Annotated in this window: 14 protein-coding genes; 4 read left to right on the top strand and 10 right to left on the bottom strand. The window is 67.9% G+C overall.

What is annotated here, in order from left to right; translation table 11 throughout:
• Positions 1 to 14: 14 nt before the first annotated feature.
• Both alaS and recA read right to left on the bottom strand, forming a co-directional pair.
• Complete coding sequence (gene alaS, locus ABS361_03745) at positions 15 to 2,687, bottom strand: alanine--tRNA ligase (GenBank protein ID XBY45407.1); 2,673 nt, start codon at positions 2,685 to 2,687, stop codon at positions 15 to 17.
• A gap of 230 nt (positions 2,688 to 2,917) precedes the next feature.
• Positions 2,918 to 4,000, bottom strand: a complete 1,083-nt coding sequence (recA, locus tag ABS361_03740) for a recombinase RecA (protein ID XBY46802.1) — start codon at positions 3,998 to 4,000, stop codon at positions 2,918 to 2,920.
• 214 nt (positions 4,001 to 4,214) lie between these two features.
• On the opposite strand from recA, the gene ABS361_03735 reads away from it, so the two are divergent.
• From ABS361_03735 to ABS361_03725, 3 genes are all read left to right on the top strand, one after another.
• Complete coding sequence (locus ABS361_03735; GenBank protein XBY45406.1) at positions 4,215 to 5,150, top strand: pseudouridine-5'-phosphate glycosidase; 936 nt, start codon at positions 4,215 to 4,217, stop codon at positions 5,148 to 5,150.
• A gap of 61 nt (positions 5,151 to 5,211) precedes the next feature.
• Positions 5,212 to 6,198, top strand: coding sequence for a PAS-domain containing protein (locus ABS361_03730; GenBank protein XBY45405.1), 987 nt, complete (start codon positions 5,212 to 5,214; stop codon positions 6,196 to 6,198).
• The gene (locus ABS361_03725) at positions 6,195 to 7,613 is read left to right on the top strand and encodes an EAL domain-containing protein (GenBank protein XBY45404.1); all 1,419 of its coding nucleotides are present in this window, start codon (positions 6,195 to 6,197) and stop codon (positions 7,611 to 7,613) included. The genes ABS361_03730 and ABS361_03725 overlap by 4 nt, the downstream gene beginning before the upstream one ends.
• Before the next feature lie 74 nt (positions 7,614 to 7,687).
• Here ABS361_03725 and ABS361_03720 read toward each other — a convergent pair whose 3' ends face one another.
• From ABS361_03720 to flgB, 8 genes are all read right to left on the bottom strand, one after another.
• Positions 7,688 to 9,175: a cytochrome P450 gene (locus tag ABS361_03720; protein XBY45403.1), complete on the bottom strand. Its 1,488-nt coding sequence runs from the start codon at positions 9,173 to 9,175 to the stop codon at positions 7,688 to 7,690.
• Positions 9,176 to 9,226: 51 nt separating this feature from the next.
• A complete protein-coding gene (gene cckA / locus ABS361_03715; GenBank protein ID XBY45402.1) occupies positions 9,227 to 11,779 on the bottom strand; it encodes a cell cycle histidine kinase CckA in 2,553 nt (850 codons plus the stop codon).
• A gap of 122 nt (positions 11,780 to 11,901) precedes the next feature.
• The gene (gene flhB, locus ABS361_03710; protein XBY45401.1) at positions 11,902 to 12,963 is read right to left on the bottom strand and encodes a flagellar biosynthesis protein FlhB; all 1,062 of its coding nucleotides are present in this window, start codon (positions 12,961 to 12,963) and stop codon (positions 11,902 to 11,904) included.
• A 137-nt stretch (positions 12,964 to 13,100) separates the two neighbouring features.
• Positions 13,101 to 13,868, bottom strand: coding sequence for a flagellar biosynthetic protein FliR (fliR, locus tag ABS361_03705; GenBank protein XBY45400.1), 768 nt, complete (start codon positions 13,866 to 13,868; stop codon positions 13,101 to 13,103).
• A 54-nt stretch (positions 13,869 to 13,922) separates the two neighbouring features.
• Positions 13,923 to 14,189 carry a flagellar biosynthesis protein FliQ gene (gene fliQ, locus ABS361_03700; GenBank protein ID XBY45399.1) on the bottom strand — a complete coding sequence of 89 codons (267 nt, stop codon included), beginning with the start codon at positions 14,187 to 14,189 and terminating at the stop codon, positions 13,923 to 13,925.
• Positions 14,190 to 14,235: 46 nt separating this feature from the next.
• A complete protein-coding gene (locus ABS361_03695) occupies positions 14,236 to 14,550 on the bottom strand; it encodes a flagellar hook-basal body complex protein FliE (protein ID XBY45398.1) in 315 nt (104 codons plus the stop codon).
• A 14-nt stretch (positions 14,551 to 14,564) separates the two neighbouring features.
• Positions 14,565 to 14,975, bottom strand: a complete 411-nt coding sequence (flgC, locus tag ABS361_03690; protein ID XBY46801.1) for a flagellar basal body rod protein FlgC — start codon at positions 14,973 to 14,975, stop codon at positions 14,565 to 14,567.
• Positions 14,976 to 15,053: 78 nt separating this feature from the next.
• Positions 15,054 to 15,443, bottom strand: coding sequence for a flagellar basal body rod protein FlgB (gene flgB, locus ABS361_03685; protein ID XBY45397.1), 390 nt, complete (start codon positions 15,441 to 15,443; stop codon positions 15,054 to 15,056).
• Between the two features lie 143 nt (positions 15,444 to 15,586).
• On the opposite strand from flgB, the gene ABS361_03680 reads away from it, so the two are divergent.
• The gene (locus ABS361_03680) at positions 15,587 to 17,359 is read left to right on the top strand and encodes a hypothetical protein (GenBank protein ID XBY45396.1); all 1,773 of its coding nucleotides are present in this window, start codon (positions 15,587 to 15,589) and stop codon (positions 17,357 to 17,359) included.
• Positions 17,360 to 17,507 lie beyond the last annotated feature (148 nt).

The following is a 17,507-nucleotide window of genomic DNA, read 5'->3' as shown; positions in this document are numbered from 1 at the left end:
GCGGAGGTGTCGCGTCACGCGCCGGCCAAGGCCTCGACCCGCGCCGAAATCGCCTCGATCGCCTCCGCCGCCTTGGCACCGTCCGGACCGCCGGCCTGCGCCATGTCCGGGCGGCCACCGCCGCCCTTGCCGCCGACGAGCTCAGAGCCGATGCGCACGAGATCGACCGCATTGAACCGGCCGGCGACGTCCGCCGTCACGCCGACGACGATGCCAGCCTTGCCGTCGTCGCCGACGCCCGCGATCGCGACGACGCCCGACCCGATCGAGGCCTTGGCATCGTCGACGACGCCCTTCAGATCCTTCGGCGCGATGCCGCTGACCACGCGGCCGAGGAACTTCACCTCGCCGAAGGTCTTCACGCCGTCGCCCGAAGCACCACCGCCACCGCCCATGGCGAGCTTGCGCTTGGCATCGCCGAGCTCGCGCTCGAGTTTGCGCCGCTCGTCGACGACCGCCTCCACGCGGGCGACAACCTCGGCCTGCGACGTCTTCAGAACCGCCGCCAAGCTGCGCACCCGCTCGTCCTGGGCCACCAGATGCCGACGCGCCGAGCGCGCGGTCAGCGCCTCGAGCCGGCGGACGCCGGCCGCCACAGCGCTCTCCCCGACAACCGAGACGAGGCCGATGTCGCCGGTCCGGTTGACGTGCGTACCGCCGCAGAGTTCGACCGAATAGGACTTGCCGGCGCGGTTGCCGTCTTCGTACGTGCCCATCGAGACGACGCGGACTTCGTCCCCGTACTTTTCCCCGAACAGCGCGCGTGCGCCGGACTCGATCGCATCATCGACCGCCATCAGCCGCGTCACGACCGGCGCGTTCTGCAGGATGATCGTATTGGCGATCTCCTCGACCCGGGCAATCTCCTCCGCCGAGATCGGCTTCGGATGCGAGAAGTCGAAGCGCAGCCGATCGGCCGACACCATCGAGCCCTTCTGCGCCACGTGATCGCCGAGCACCTCCCGCAGCGCCTCGTGAAGCAGATGCGTCGCCGAGTGGTTCGCGCGGATCGCCGACCGCCGCCCATGGTCGACCACCATCTGAACCGCGAGTCCCGCCGCGATCGTCCCGGCCTCGACGACACCGTGATGGACGAACAGACCTTCGCCTTCCTTCTGCGTGTCGGTCACGCGGAAGCGCAAGCCCTCGCCGAGAATGACGCCGGTGTCGCCGACCTGGCCGCCGGACTCGCCATAGAACGGCGTCTGGTTGACGATGATCGCGCCTTCCTGCCCGGCCGTCAGGGCCGTCACCTCGGCACCGCCGGCGACCACGGCCGCGACGACCGCCTCCGCGGTCTCGGTGTCATAGCCCAGGAACTCGGTCGGACCGACCTTCTCCTTCAGCCCGAACCAGATCGCCGCCGAGGCCGCCTCGCCCGAGCCGGCCCAGTTGGCGCGCGCCTCGGCCTTTTGGCGTGCCATTGCGTCCTGGAAACCGTCGATATTGACGTGGATCCCGCGCTGACGCAGCGCATCCTGCGTGAGATCGAGCGGGAAGCCGTAGGTGTCGTAGAGCTTGAAGGCCGTTTCGCCGTCGAGCATGTCGCCGGTGCTCATTCCGTTCGTCGCTTCGTCGAGCAGACCGAGGCCGCGCTCCAGCGTGCGCCGGAATCGCGTCTCCTCGAGCTTCAGCGTCTCCGTGATCAGCGCTTCGGCGCGAACGAGCTCCGGATAGGCACGCCCCATCTCGGCGACCAGCGTCGGCACGAGACGCCACAGCAGCGGCTCCCGCGCGCCGAGAAGGTGCGCATGGCGCATGGCCCGACGCATGATGCGCCTGAGCACGTAGCCACGGCCCTCGTTCGACGGCAGGACACCGTCCGAGATCAGGAAGCTCGTTGCGCGGAGATGGTCGGCGATCACGCGATGGCTCGCGCGCTGCGCGTCATCCGCCGGGCGCCCGGTCAGTTCGACCGAGGCACGGATCAGCGTCTTGAACAGATCGATATCGTAATTGTCGTGAACGCCCTGAAGCACGGCAGCAATACGCTCGAGCCCCATACCCGTATCGATAGAAGGCTTCGGCAGCGCCACGCGGCCACCACCCTGGAACTGCTCGTACTGCATGAACACGAGATTCCAGATTTCGATGAACCGGTCGCCATCGGCCTCGGGGCTACCGGGAGGACCGCCCCAGATATGATCGCCGTGATCGTAGAAGATCTCCGAACAGGGACCACACGGGCCCGTATCGCCCATCTGCCAGAAGTTGTCGGAGGTCGAGATCCTGATGATCCGCCGGTCCGAAAGGCCCGCGATCTTGCGCCAGAGCTCATAGGCTTCGTCGTCCTCGGAATACACCGTCACGAGCAGCTTGCTACGATCGAGCCCGAACTCCTTGGTGACCAGATTCCAGGCGAGTTCGATCGCGCGATCCTTGAAATAATCGCCGAACGAAAAATTCCCGAGCATCTCGAAGAACGTATGATGACGGGCCGTATAGCCGACGTTGTCGAGATCGTTATGCTTCCCGCCGGCCCGCACGCACTTCTGTGCCGTTGTCGCCCGCACGTAGTCACGCTTCTCGATCCCGGTGAACAAGTTCTTGAACTGAACCATGCCGGAGTTGGCGAACATGAGCGTCGGATCGTTGCGCGGCACCAGAGGGCTCGACGGAACGACCGCATGACCGGCCTTTGCAAAATAATCGAGGAATGTCGCTCGGATATCGTTGACGCCGCTCATGGAAACTCTCGGACCTCTCTCATGCTCCGGTCGGCGGTTTTAACGACCGCCCCATCGCCTGTCCAGAAATCCCGACGGTGCGGCATCGACCAAGCACACACAGCGGAACGAAACGACCTCCCTCCGAAGTCGCTCCGACGAACACCCTTCGAATAGATCTCGAAACCGCCGGGCCGACAAACGTCGGCCCGACTATCACATTCAGTCTCCCGAAACAGAAACCGAACCGATCAATCGCCCGTCACCGGTCCGTCCTCGTCCTCGGCCGTGCCGGTCGGTATGATCTTGTCCGCGATCAGGCCGGCATTCTGCCGCAAGGACAGCTCGATGCGACGGGCAACGTCCGGATTGTCCTTCAAAAACTGTTTCGCGTTCTCGCGCCCCTGGCCAATACGCTGACTCTCGAAGGAGAACCAGGATCCCGCCTTCTCGACCACGCCAGCCTTGACGCCGAGATCGATCAGCTCGCCGACCTTCGAGATGCCCTCGCCGTACATGATGTCGAACTCGACTTCCTTGAACGGCGGCGCCAGTTTGTTCTTGACCACCTTGACGCGCGTCTGGTTGCCGGTGATCTCATCCTTGTCCTTGATCGCGCCGATACGACGGATGTCGAGACGCACCGACGCATAGAACTTGAGCGCGTTGCCGCCGGTCGTCGTCTCCGGATTACCGAACATCACGCCGATCTTCTGCCGGATCTGGTTGATGAAGATCACCATCGTCCGAGACTTCGAAATCGAAGCGGTCAGCTTGCGGAGCGCTTGGCTCATCAGACGGGCCTGGAGACCGGGGAGCGAGTCGCCCATCTCGCCTTCCAACTCCGCCTTGGGCGTCAGCGCCGCAACCGAATCAATGACCAGCACGTCGACCGCTCCGGACCGCACCAGCGTGTCCGAGATCTCGAGCGCCTGTTCACCCGCATCCGGCTGGGAAATCAGCAGATCGTCGAGATTGACCCCGAGCTTGCGCGCGTAGATCGGATCAAGCGCGTGCTCGGCATCGACGAAGGCACACACACCACCCTTCTTCTGCGCCTCAGCGACGCAATGCAGCGCGAGCGTCGTCTTGCCCGACGACTCCGGTCCGTAGATTTCGACGATGCGCCCCCTCGGCAGACCGCCGATCCCGAGCGCGATGTCGAGGCCGAGCGATCCGGTCGGCACAGTCTCGACCTCGACGACCTTGCCCTGCCCGAGGCGCATGATCGAGCCCTTGCCGAAGTTCCGCTCGATCTGCGCGAGTGCGGCGTCCAACGCCTTCGTCTTGTCCATGCCGTCCCCTTCGACGAGGCGGAGTGTCGCCTGAGCCATCGCCGCTCTCCTTATCCCATGTCGCCCGAACCCGTTCAACGCAGTTAATGTACATGATTTGTTCCATTCCGCAAGAGGGGCCACACCTTTCTGTTCTCAAAAGGCTTTCGCCATTTTGTTCTTGACACGTTCTCCGTGGCCGTTCATCGTGCCTGAGCTCCATGTCGGACGCCCGGCCGAGGAATCGCCGTCCGGAGAGAGCGAGGGGGGCGGCGTGGATAAGGACTGGCTCGCGTTTTCGACAGAGGTCGCATCGGCACGAACGCAAGGGCGTCCGGTGGTTGCGCTAGAGTCGACAATCATATCGCACGGCCTGCCCTGGCCGCGGAACCTGGAAATAGCCCGAACGCTCGAGGCGACGGTTCGCACCGCGGGCGCGACGCCCGCAACGATCGCGGTGCTCGACGGACGGGTGCGGATCGGGCTAGACGATGCCGATCTGGAACGGCTGGCGCGTGCGTCTTCGGTCATGAAGCTGTCGCGAGCCGATCTGGCTTTTGCCGTGTCCACCGGACGCCCCGGTGCCACGACGGTGGCGGCGACCATGATCGCCGCCGCGGCCGCGGGAATCAGCGTATTCGCGACAGGCGGCATCGGCGGCGTGCATCGCGGCGCCGAAACGAGCTTCGATATTTCGGCCGATCTTCACGAGTTCGCCAAGAGTGATGTCGTCGTCGTGTCCGCCGGCGCCAAGGCGATTCTCGACCTGCCCAAGACGCTCGAAGTGTTGGAGACGCTGGGCGTTCCCGTGGTCGGCTGGGGCACCGATCGGTTTCCGGCATTCTGGTCCCGTGACAGCGGCCTTTCCTGTCCCTTGTCGGTCGAAGATGCCGAGGACGTCGCACGCTTTGTTTCGGCCCGTCGCGCCTTGGGCTTGTCCGGAGGGATCCTGGTTGCCAACCCGGTCGCCGTCGAGGCCGAGATCGCTCGGGAGGAGGTCGAGGGCTGGATCGCACGGGCGCTCGACGAGGCGACGAGCCGCGGCATCTCCGGCAAGGCCGTGACGCCGTTCCTGCTCGGCCGAATCGTGGAGCTTTCGGGCGGCCGCTCGCTCGAGACCAACCGGTCGCTGGTGATCGGTAACGCCGCGGTCGCAGCGCAGATCGCGATTGCCTTGACCGCGACGGAGGACGGTTCGATCCGGGCGTGAACGGTCTGTTTCAAGTTTGCAGGCGACACTCCAGCGGGAGCTTCGCCTATGGGGATTTGACATGAGCGCTCGGCGTTTCGGCCTGTCGGTGCGATTGCCGCTGGTCGCCCTCGCGGCGACGCTGGCAGGCATTGCCATGGCGTTCGCCTCGGCGGCGCTCCCATGGTCTGGATCGCGCGACCATTCTTTGACACAGACCGTTGCTCTGGACGTGGTGGCGATCCGGGCGGAGATGGCCCGGCACGGTTGGCCGCTGCCCCGTTCGGCCTCAACCACGCTCGATCGTCTTGTCATTGAGATGGAAGACGCGGTTCGCGGCCGATCGTTGCCAGCGGAGGCCGGCAATGCGGTCCTGCGCCTGCGCAACGCTCTATCGGAGGAGGAAGCGCGTACGGCCCTCGACCGCGCCGAGGAAGTGCTGGGCGCCGAGGTGACGTCGGCCCAGGCGGCGCGACCCGCGACCCTGGATGGCTGGATCCCGGCGCTCGGGGGTCTTTTGGTCGGCGTTGCTGCGACAGCAGCGTGGCTCCTCGAGCGGCGGTCGCATCGCCGGACGCTCCAAACACTCTCCGATCTCGATGCGAGGTATCTCCGCCTGCGGCCCGAGTTTGCCGCTCTCGAGCGCACCTCGATGCGCCTCGACGCGGCCAACCGAGAACTCGGCATCGAGAACCAGCGACTGCGCGAACGCGAAGCGACATTGGCATTGCGCAATACCTTGGCGGTCGATGCGATGGAGGCCATGCACGAGGGCTTGGCAACGTTCGACGCGACCGGACGCATGGTACTGTCGAACCGACGGTTCGCCGCGATGTACCGCCTACCGAAGGCGCTCGCGGCTCAGGGCACGTCCGCCCGGACGCTCCTGCGACACTGGCTGCGTTCCGGCATTTTCGCGGCGCGGGGCGCCTCCGACGCGCCCCGGCTGGTTGCGCGGGGAACGGCGGCGGCCGGACCTACGTCGTCCGGCTCGCCGACGGCCGGATCCTGGAGGTCAACATCGAACGGAAGGCCGATGGTGGGCGGGTCACAACCCATGAGGATGTGACCGAGCGCCAGCGCGGCCTCGAGCGCGCCAGCTATCTCGCCCATCATGATGGCCTGACGGGGCTCGCCAATCGCGCCGCCTTCTCCGATCGCCTCGAAGGCGCCCTGGCCGAGGGCCGTGCCGTCGACCTGATCATGTTCGACCTCGACCGGTTCAAGCAGGTCAACGACCTCCACGGCCATGCGGCGGGTGATCGGCTGCTCGCCGCCATCGCCGCCCGGATCGGGCCGGTCGTGGCCGGGCGCGGTCTTGCGGCGCGCCTCGGCGGTGACGAGTTCGCAATCCTGCTCGATCCCGCGCTCGCGCCGGGCGCGCTCGACACTGTCGCCGAGCAGATCGCCGCGGAAGTGAGACGACCGATGTCCTTCGAGGGGCAGAGGATCGATGTCGGGATCAGTGGCGGCGTCGCGCGTGCCCCCGACGATGCGGTCGAAGCCGAGGGGCTGATCCGCTGTGCCGATCTCGCCCTCTACGAGGTCAAAAACCTGCGCCTCAACGCGATCCGCCGCTTCGCCCAGCGCATGGTCGCGCCCACCGATGTCCGACGCAGGCTGGAGCAGGACCTCGCAGGAGCCGTCGCTGAGGATCGCCTCACCCTCGACTATCAGCCTGTCGTCGACCTGACCTCGGGCGCCACGGCCGCCGTGGAGGCGTTGCTGCGCTGGCGGCACCCACTGCACGGCGCGGTGCCGGCCGAGACGATCGTGCGCGTCGCGGAGGAGACCGGAACGATCGGGGCCCTGACCGAATGGGTGCTGCGCGCCGGGACGCTCGCCGCGGCTGGCCTGCCGGACAACGTGGGGCTGACGATCAATGTCTCCGCAGCGCAATTGGCCCTGCCCACGTTTCCGCATCTGCTCGTCTCGGCAATCGCGGGCGCCGGCCTCGCGCCGGGCCGCCTCTGCCTCGAAGTCGCCGCGACGTGCCTAGACGACGCCGCGGCCCGTCGTGGCCTTTCGACCGCGACCGGCTTGGGCGTTCGCATCGCGATCGACCGGTTCGACGGCCGGGTCGCCCTCGCCGGGATCACCGAGGATGTCGGGGTCTCGGCCGTCAAGCTCGACCGGGCGCTGATCGCCGATATCGATGCGGATCCGAACGGTCGGACCCTGCTCCGATCCGTCGTCGAACTGGCACGAACCGCAGGGCTCTCGACCATCGCCGTCGGCGTCGAGGCGGATGCAGAAATGCGAGCCGCCGTCGAGGCGGGCTGCGTTTGCGCCCAAGGGTTCCACGTCGCGCCGCCCATGAGCTTCGAGGCCTTGGCCGAACGACTGGGATGTCGGAACGCGGCCGTTGCGCCGGTCGCGTCACCGCGACAGATCGATGTGTCCCTGAGGGAGCTGTTTCCTGATACGACGCTCCCCGAGCGCGCGCGCGCCGAAGCCGCTGTTGCGATCACCACCGTCGCCTGAACCGTCCGGCCGGGACGGAGACCGGCACTTCGGCGCTTGCAAACCTTGCCCCCCGCAACGCCGCATTCGGCCCGTCACCAGGTCACGGCGAGCCGGTCGTAGCCGTTGAAGTGATAGGCGTCGCGACGAACGGGGTCGCACACGAGCGCAAGCCTGGGCATGCGGTCGATCAACCGGGGCAACGCGATGCCGATCTCGGCGCGGGCGAGCGCCGCGCCGACGCAGAAATGGATGCCCGCCCCAAAACTCGCGTGCGGCTGCACCGGCCGGTCCGGATCGAAGCAGTCAGGAATCGTCCAGCGATCCGGATCCCGGTTTGCGGCGGCGAGCAGCAGGCCGACCCGATCGCCGCGTCGGAAGCGCACGGGCCCGATCTCGACATCGTCGAGCGCGTAGCGGGTGAAGAGATGCAGCGGCGGATCGTAACGGAGACATTCCTCCACTGTGCGCTCGGTCGCGTCGTCGTCCCGGAACAGCGCCGGCCGGCGCTCCGGTTCGACCGACAGGATCAACGGCACCGCATTGGCGATCGCATGCACGGTCGCCTCGTGCCCGGCATTGAGCAGCAGGATCGCCGTCGTGATCAGTTCGTCCTCGCTCAGCCGGTCACTCCCGTCGGCGGCAGCGATCAGGTCGGAGAGCAGGTCGTCGCCGGGCGCCCCGCGCCGCGCGTCGATGATGCCCCGCATGAGCTCCGAGAAGGCGAGCGTCGCGGCGACGGCGGCGTCCTCTTCCGCGCGGGTCCGGCCGAACTGGTACATGCCGACCATCGCGTGGCTCCAGGCCAGCATCTGCGGCGCAAGCCGGACGTCGACGCCGAGCAGCGCGCAGATGGTCTCGACCGGCACCGGTGTGGCGAAAGCTTCAACGAGATCGACAGCCTCCGCGCCCACAAGCCCGGTCGCTGCAGCCGCGAACCCCAGTCCGGAGGCAGGCTCGCCCGCTCGTTGATCATGGGTCGTGGCCTGCCCGCGCCGCGCGATCATCCGGTCGAGCGCGGCGTCGACGATCGCCGCGATCGTCGGCTTCAGCCGATCGATCGCCCGGCTCACGAAGGCCCGGTTCACGAGGCCGCGCAGGCGCGTGTGTGTCGGCGGCTCCCGTTCGAGCATGGAGTGCGCCTCAAAGGCGTAGAATGGGGCCAGATGCTCCGGGATCTCCGGCCAGCCGAGCTCTGCGCGGGTCGCGACATGCGTGATCTCGCGGCCGAAACGGCGATCGCGCAGCAGCGCCGAGACGCGCTCGTAGCCGGCCGCGCACCAGAAGCCGTAGTCTTCCCAGAAGACGAGATCGCCGGCCCCGCGCATGGCCGCGTAGGTCGGATACGGGTTCGCATAAAAAGCGGGATCGGTCGGCGCTTGCCGGACGCGGGGCAGAGGCAGGTGATCGGACATGGTCGCAAGGTGCCCGGTCGGCCGCGCGCCGGCAAGATGCCGGTTCGACGTGTGATCCGGCCGCCGTGGCCTCGAGTGGCGCGCCGCGATCGGGCTTGCGGGAGAGCGCGCCCGGCGCCCTCGATCGCAGCGCGAGCTAGGGCGCTCCGACAGCCGAGCCGCCGGCACGGACCGCCCGGCGCAGCGCACGCCGGCCGAGCGCTTGCGCGGGACGCAAAACTACCGCCCGAGCGCTTCCTTGACCGCCGTCGCGAGCTGCTTCAGCGAGAAGGGCTTGGGCAGGAAGTGGAAATGCTCGCCCTCGGGCAGGTTGCGGGCGAAGGCGTCCTCCGCGTAGCCGGAGACGAAGATGATCTTCAGATCCGGCCGCTGCTTGCGCAGTTCGCGCAAGAGCGACGGACCGTCCATCTCCGGCATGACCACGTCGGAGACGACCAGATCGACGCTGCCGCCCGTCTCCTCCATGACGAGGAGCGCCTCGGTGCCCGTCGACGCCTCGTGGACGGTGTAGCCGCGCGAGGCGAGTGCGCGCGAGGCGAAGGCGCGCACCGCCTCCTCGTCCTCGACGAGCAGGATCGTCGCCGAGCCGGTTAGATCCGTGACCGCGGCCGGCGCCTCGACCTTGGCCTCGGGCTCCGGCTGCGCAGTCTCGACGTGGCGCGGCAGGAAGATCAGGAAGGTCGTGCCCTCGCCCGCCTTGCTGGTGCAATAGACATAACCGCCGGTCTGCTTGACGATGCCGTAGACCGTCGACAGGCCGAGGCCCGTGCCCTGCCCGACCGGCTTGGTCGTGAAGAACGGCTCGAAGATCTTCTCGATGATCTCCGGCGGAATGCCCGTGCCGGTATCCTCGACCTCGATCAGGACGTAGTCGCCGGCCGGCATGCCCGGCGTCTTGTAGGGCAGCGTGTCGTTCTCGCCGACATTGCGGGTCGAGATCGTCAGCCGTCCGCCGTCCGGCATGGCGTCGCGGGCGTTGACGGCGAGATTGACGATAACCTGCTCGAGCTGGCTGGTGTCGGCCTTGATCGGCCACAGATCGCGGCCGTGGACGACCTTGAGCTCGACCTTCTCGCCGAGCAGGCGGCCGAGCAGCATGTGCAGGTCGGCGAGCGTGTCGCCGAGATGGATGACCTCCGGCCGGAGCGTCTGCCGGCGCGAGAAGGCGAGCAGCTGGCGGACCAGCGCGGCGGCGCGGTTCGCGTTCTGCTTGATGTTCATGATGTCCTGGAACGACGGATCGGTCGGCCGATGGCTGGCGAGCAGCAGGTCCGAGAAGCCGATGATCGCGGTCAGGACGTTGTTGAAGTCGTGGGCGATGCCGCCGGCGAGCTGACCGATCGCCTGCATCTTCTGGCTCTGGGCGAACTGCTGTTCGAGCTCGCGCTGCTGGGTGGTCTCGAGCGCATAGACGATCGCCGCCTCGCCCTCGCCCGCGCCGTCCTCAACCGCCGAGACGAAGAAGCGCGCCGAGCGCTGCTTGCCATGGTCGCCGGCCAGCTCGGCATCGACATGCTCGATCGCGCCCTGCCCGCCCGCCGCCGCCTCGATCGCAGCCGCGAGCTTGGCGCGGTCGGCCGCGATCAGCAGATCGGCGAGCGCGGTGCGCTGGCCGAGTTCGGTCCGGATCCGGTCGCCGAACAGCTTCAGGAACGGCGCGTTGGTGAGCCCGATGCGGCCTTCGCGGTCGACGGCGGCGATGGCGATCGGCGTGTTGTTGAAGAAGCGGTGGAAGCGCACTTCCGCGGCGCGCAGCGCCTCCGAGACGTCCTCGCCGGCCGAGCGGTTGATCACCAGCGTGCGGCTGTCGCCGGGCGTGCCGCCCGGCGTCTGCGTGACCTTGTGCAGCAGGCGGACCGCGAGACCCTGGCCGTTGCGCTTGACGAGGTCGAGATCGACGATGCGCGTCCGCCCGTCCGCCGGCGCCGCGAGATCGCCGAGCAGGGTCAGGCCGGTGCCCTGCACGATGTCGGCGAGCCGGATCGAGCCGGGTTCGAACTTGGCGAGGTCGTAGCCGAGCCAATCGGCGAGCGTGGCGTTCAGATAGGTGATGCGGCCGTTCGGATCGGCCGAGAAGAAGCCGGCCGGCGCATGATCGAGGAAGGTCACGACCTGCTGCAGTTCCTGGAAGCTCGATTCCTGCGCGTCGCGGTCCTCGGTGGTGTCGGCGACGCGCCAGACGGTCAGGCCGGCGTCGGCCTTCTCGGCGAAGGCGCCGCCGAGCGGGCCCGCCTTGACGCGATACCAGCGCGCACCGCCATCCGGATCGCCGAGCGGCTGGCCGGTGCGGATCTCCTCCTCGCCGGCGCGCCGCTCGCGCGCGGCCTCCGAGAGCCGGAACATCGCCTCGGCCGCGTCGGGAATGCCGGCGAACACGCGTTCGACCGTGCGCACGTCCTTCGGCGTCGCCGCGCGGATCATCTGGGCATAGGCCGGATTTGCGTAGACGATACGGCCCTGATCGTCGGTGATGACGATGCCTTCCTCGAGCCCGTTCAGGAACGCCCGGCTCAGCGACGGCCCGGCCGGACGGGCGCCGAAGCGCACCAGCCCGATCGCGCCGGCAAACAGCGCGAAGACGCCGACGACCGCGAGCAGCCCGAGCAGGATCTGCACATAGGGCGCCGCGTTCTCGGGCTTCACCAGCGCGAGCGCCACGGCCGCGCCGACGAAGGACAAGGCCAGCGCGACGAGCAGACCGACGCTGCCGGTCTTCTCCGCCCGGTCGATCATGGGGTCGCCACCCGAATTTCCGATATTCGCGTCCGACATCTGCTGCGATTCCCTGAAGTCGCCCACAAGATATCCGACACGAACGTGCGGCAGTGAACTTTTTGCTTCCTCTTCCAAAAGTCGCGCGCGGTGTGACACCGCGCCGAAATGCGCCGAGGCGCCTACCGCCGCCCTCTCAGCCGCATCACGAAGCCGATCACCTCGGCGACGGCCTTGTAGTGGTCTTCCGGGATCTGCTTGTCCATGTCGACGGTGGCGTAGAGCGCGCGGGCGAGCGGCGGGTTTTCGACCACCGGCACCTTGTTGGCCTCGGCGATCTCGCGGATCTTGAGCGCGATCAGGTCCACGCCCTTGGCGACGCAGATCGGCGCCTGCATGCCCTTTTCGTATTTGAGCGCAACGGCATAGTGGGTCGGGTTGGTGACGACCACGGTCGCCGAGGGCACCGCCGCCATCATGCGCTTGCGCGCGCGGCTCTGGCGCAGCTGCCGGATCTTCGCCTTGATCTCCGGATTGCCTTCGGTCTGCTTGAACTCTTCCTTGATCTCCTGCCGGCTCATGCGCTGGCGCTGCATCCAGCGATGGCGCTGGAACAGGTAGTCCGCGCCGGCGACGAAGCCCATCACGATCATGACCGCGATCATCAGCTTGATGGCAATCGTCTGGGTGATCGCGAGGAGCCCGAGCGTGTCGGCGGCGACGATCGTGTCGAGCCGCTTCAGTTCGGGGCGGATGGCCCACCACATGGCGACGCCGACCACGATCAGCTTGATGATGCCCTTGACGAAATTGACCAGGCCCTCGACCGAGAAGATGCGCTTCAGGCCCGCGAGCGGCGAGACTTTCGAGAGTTTCGGCGTGAGCGGCTCGGCGGTCCACAGGAGCCGGTGTTGGATCGCATTGCCGACGATCCCCGCGATCAGGAACGCCACCGCCGGCAGGCCGATCGCGGCCAGGATGGCACGGCCGAGATCGAGGTAGACCTCGGCCAGGCCGCGCCGGTCGAGCGAGATCTCGTGGACATGATCGATGAAGGCCGCCAGCGGCTTGGCGAGGTTGCGGCTCATCGGCGAAGCCATGAACGCGATCATGATCGTCGCCGCGCCGAGCACGAAGAAGGCCGAGACCTCCTGGCTCTTGACCACGTCGCCGCGCTTGATCGCCTCGTCGAGCTTCTTCTGTGTCGGTTCTTCTGTTTTCTCGTTCTCGTCGCTGTCCGCCATGGACCGGCCCCCTCGAGAGCAGGATGCGTTCAGGCGCAATCGCCTGAACGCTGAATCACTGCTCTAAACTAATGATAGAGCGCTGATTCAGCTCTTGGAGAGACGCGCGAGGCGCGTTTCTCCAAGAGCATCGCGCTCTAGCTCGCGACCAACTGGCTGAGGCCGTCGCGCACGTGGTCGATGTACCAGAGCATGATGGTCGAGATCAGCAGTGCGAACAGCACCATGCCGCCGCCGATCGACAGCGGCGTCGCGATGAAGAAGATCTGCAGCTGCGGCATCAGCTTGGCGAGCACGCCGAGGCCGAGGTTGAAGACGAGACCGAAGGCGAGGAACGGCGCGGAGACCTGCAGGCCGATCCGAAAACTGTCGGCCACGAGCTTGACCGCGACCTGCGCGAAATCGCCGACCGGCATCCATTCGCCGGGGCGGAACAACGTGAAGCTCGAGCCGAGCGCGGCGACCGACAGATGATGCAGGTCGGTGACGAAGATCATCGTCATCGCCAGCATCGACAGGAAATTGCCGAAGATCACGCCCTGCTGCCCCTGCGAGGGATCGACGGTCATGGCAAAGCCGAGGCCGAGCTGGTTCGCGATGATCGTGCCGGCGACCTGTCCGGCCGAGAGCACGATGCGGCCGACCAGGCCGAGAAAGATCCCGACCGCGATCTCCGCGCCGAGATAGACCACGAGCTTCGGCACGTTGTTGGCGAGCCCGGTCGGGTAGTAGCCCGCGACCGCCGGATAGAACATGAGCGTCAGCAAGAGCGCGAGCGCCAGACGCACGCGCTGCGGGATGCCGCTCTCCCCCGTTCCCGGCATCAACATGCACAGGGCGCCGAGCCGCCCGAAGGCGAGCATGAAGATCACCGCGATGTCGGGCAGGAAGCGGAGCGAGATCATCGGCCCGCCCTCCCCGTCGCCGAGGGACGGGGACCGCCGGCGCCGCCCGGCCGGTCAGCCGGCGGCAACGATGCGCTCCATCAGGCGGGTCATGAAGCCGCCGAGCTGCGATCCCATGAAGGGGAACACGATCAGCATGGTGATGAAGATCGCCAGGATCTTCGGCACGTAGACGAGGGTCGCTTCCTGGATCTGCGTCAGCGCCTGCAACAGGCCGACGACCACGCCAACCGCCAGACCGACGATCATGATCGGCGCGGAGACGAGCACGATCGTCCAGATCGCGTCGCGCGCCAGATCGAGGATTTCGCCGCCGGTCATCCTTGCACTTTCGCTCGAGGCGGCGGCCGGTCCGGGGCGGAACGCCTCAGATCGACATCCGCATGATGTCCTCGTAGGCCGAGATCACCTTGTCGCGCAGCGTGACCATGGTCTCGAGCGCGACCTGGGTCTCCGCGACCGCGGTGACGACGTCGACGACGTCCGCCTTGCCCGAGGCATAGGCGACCTGCTTCGCCTCCGCGGCGCGGCCCTGATCGACCACGCTGCCGACGGCCTGCTTCAGCATGCCGGCGAAATCGGGACGGGTCAGATCGTCGCCGCCAGTCTGCCCCTTGTCGCCGCGATTCGCGAGGTTCTGGGCGAGCTTATAGGCATTCGTCGCATAAGTTGCGGGAATCATGGCCGAAAAGCTCCTCAGGCGCGCAGGATGTCGAGAGTCTTCTGGATCATGCGGCGCGTCGCCGTCACGATGTTGAGGTTGGCCTCGTAGGAGCGCTGGGCCTCGCGCATGTCGACCATTTCGATCAGCGGCTCGACATTCGGATACTTCACGTAGCCGTTCTGGTCGGCGGCCGGATGGCCGGGCTCGTAGCGGGTCTTGAAGTCGGAGGTGTCCTTCTTGACCTGGCCGAGCGCGACCGTGTTGGCGTTGGCTTCCTTGTCGAAATGCGACGTGAAGGTCGGCACCTTGCGCCGATACGGATCGGCGCCCGGCGTACGGCCGGTGGAGTCGGCGTTGGCGATGTTCTCCGAGATCACCCGCATCCGGCCGGACTGCGCCTTGAGGCCGGAGGTGGCGATCTTCATCGACTGGATGAAATCCATGGCCATGACGGCGATCTTTCACATCGAGGCCGGCAACGAGCGGGAACCGGCGGACCCGAGACGGTGGAGCGACGGCGATCAGGCCTTGCGGCCGAGCGCCGTGCGCAGGACCGAAAGCGACTGCTGATAGAGCGAGGTGGCGGTCTGGTAGTCGATCTGGTTCTCGGCCGACTTGGTCATCTCTTCCTCGAGATTGACCTGATTGCCGTTCGGCCGGACCTGAAAGTTCGGACCGCCGTTCTTCTTGAAGCTCGGATCGTCCGACGGCGCGCGCCCGGCCAGATGGCCGGCGGAGGTCTGCACCATGCCGACGCGCGGCGCCGACGGCGGCACCACCGAATGCGGCTGGAAATCGACCTTGGCGAGGTCCTTGCCGCGATAGTGCGGCGTGTCGGCATTGGCGACGTTCTCGGAGAGGACGCGCTGACGGACCTGATGCCACTGCATCTTGGTCTTCAACACATTCATCAATGGAAGATCGCCGATTGCCATTGCGGCCTCTTTGCCTTAGAGCCGGCCGCGAAACGCCGCCGACTGGGCAAAGTTTTCCCGGTTGTTGGTTAACGAAAGGTTAAGCCTCGCGATCGAACCGGGACATACGGAAGCCGGAGGTGGAGAATGGAGGGATTTCCACCGCTTTTTCCGTAAACCCGGGGTTAACCACCCGGAGCGCGACAGGGCAAAAACTGCCGCGCTCCGTTAAGATCATGACGTCCGGCAGATTCGCACGTCGCTCTGGCAGATGCGCGACGCCGGGCCATGGAGTGTCCCAGATGCGGGAATGGTTGAATTCGTTTCTGAGCTCGGACAGTGGCCGCGCGGTCCAGTTTCTGCTGGCGCTCCTGGTCGTGGTCCTCTTGATCGTGATCGCGGGCTGGCTCATCCGCCGGTTCTGGAACGACGGAACGATCGGCGGGAAGGGCCGACAGGGCCGTCTCGCCGTCGTCGACTCCGCTCGGGTCGACACGCGCCGGCAGCTCGTGCTGCTGCGCCGCGACGACGTCGAGCATCTGGTCATGATCGGCGGCCCGAACGACATTCTGGTCGAGAGCCGCATCCTGCACGCCTCCTCCGGCCCGATCGTGCGGCCGCTGCCGCCGACGGCCCGCGACGCCGGCGCGCTCGATGCCGCGCCGCGCCAGGCGATCACGCAGGCACCTGCCGCCGAGCCGGCGCCCGAGCCCGCCGCCGTCGTGCAGCCGCGACCGGTCGATTTCACCAGTCCCAACCGCGGCCGCGATCAGGGCCGCGCGCCGCGGCCCGAGCCGGCGCAGGATCTCGGACCGGTCGCTATGCCGTCCGCCCCGGTGCCCTCCGCCCCGATGCCCGTGCCGGCCGAGGTGGTCGCCGCCGCGCCGCGCGCGACCGCGCCGATCCCGATGCCATCGGCTCCGGCGGCCGTCCATGACGAACCCGCCCCGCGTCAGTCCGCGCCGACGCGCGATGTCGCCGCCGGCATGAGCGCCGCGGCCCGCCTCGACATCCCCTCGATCGAGGCGGAAGCGGAAGAGACCGTCATCATCGAGCCCAAGCCGCGGCCGCGCATGACGCCGCCGCAGCGTCCGCCCCAGCCGGTCGCCCCGATGCAGGCCGCCCCGATGCAGGCCGCCCCGATGCAGCCGGCGCCGGCGGCCCCCGCCCCCGCGAGCCTGCAACCGGCGCCGCGCCCTCAGCCCACGCCGCAGCCGGCCCCCGCGCCGGCCGCGCAGCGCGCAGCGCCGCGCCCGGTCGTGGTCGATCTGCCGCCGGCCGACGAGCTCGGCGCGCCGCCCTACCCGGCCGAGCCGGGTCCGTTCGACACGTCGCGGCCGGCCGGCGGACATGATCCGCAGGAGCTCGCCGGCCAGATCGAGCGCGCTCTGGCCGATCTCGCGATCCAGCCGCCGCGCCCCGAACCTGTCCATGCCGAGCCTGTCCATGCCGAGCCGGTTCATGTCGAGCCGCCGCGTGTGGAGCCGCCCCGCCCCGAACCGGTGCTGACCCAGCCGGCGCGGACCGAAGCCCCGCGGCCGCAGCCGGCTCCCGTCCCGGCGCGCGCGCCCATCGCGGAGCAGCCCGCACCGGAGCCGAAGCCCGTGCGGCGCCCGGAGATGACCGCGCCGACCCGTCCCGCGCCGCAGCGCGAGGAGCCCGTCGCCACCGCCGAGCCCGCCCCGAAACCGGCTCCGGTTCCGCCGCGCCCGGCCGCGGAGCCGGCAGCGGCGAAGGTCGCCCCAAGCCGCAGCCGCAGCCGCAGCCGGGCAAGCCCACCCCGGCCGAGGTCCGTGTGCAACCGGCTCCGCCCCCGGCGCCCGAACCCGCGCCGGCGCCGGCTCCCGCCCCCAAGGAATCTTCGCCCGCCGACGCGCTGGAGGAGGAGATGGCGAAGCTGCTGCAGGAACTGAGCTCCGGGACCAAGTGACCGCCGGTCCGGGGCGGCGGCCAGGACCCAGGCCGACGTCGAAGCGAGACGGTCTCGAAGCAACAGCCTCGAAGCACGGTGGACGTGACGTGACGACGGATTTGAGAGGCAGCGCCGCGACCTCCGCGCCC

The sequence above is a fragment of the Ancalomicrobiaceae bacterium S20 genome (genome assembly GCA_040269895.1).
Taxonomy (GTDB): Bacteria; Pseudomonadota; Alphaproteobacteria; order Rhizobiales; family Ancalomicrobiaceae; genus Methyloraptor; species Methyloraptor flagellatus.
The sequence above is the reverse complement of the archived record's forward strand: the minus strand, read 5'-3'. Positions and strand labels throughout refer to the sequence as shown.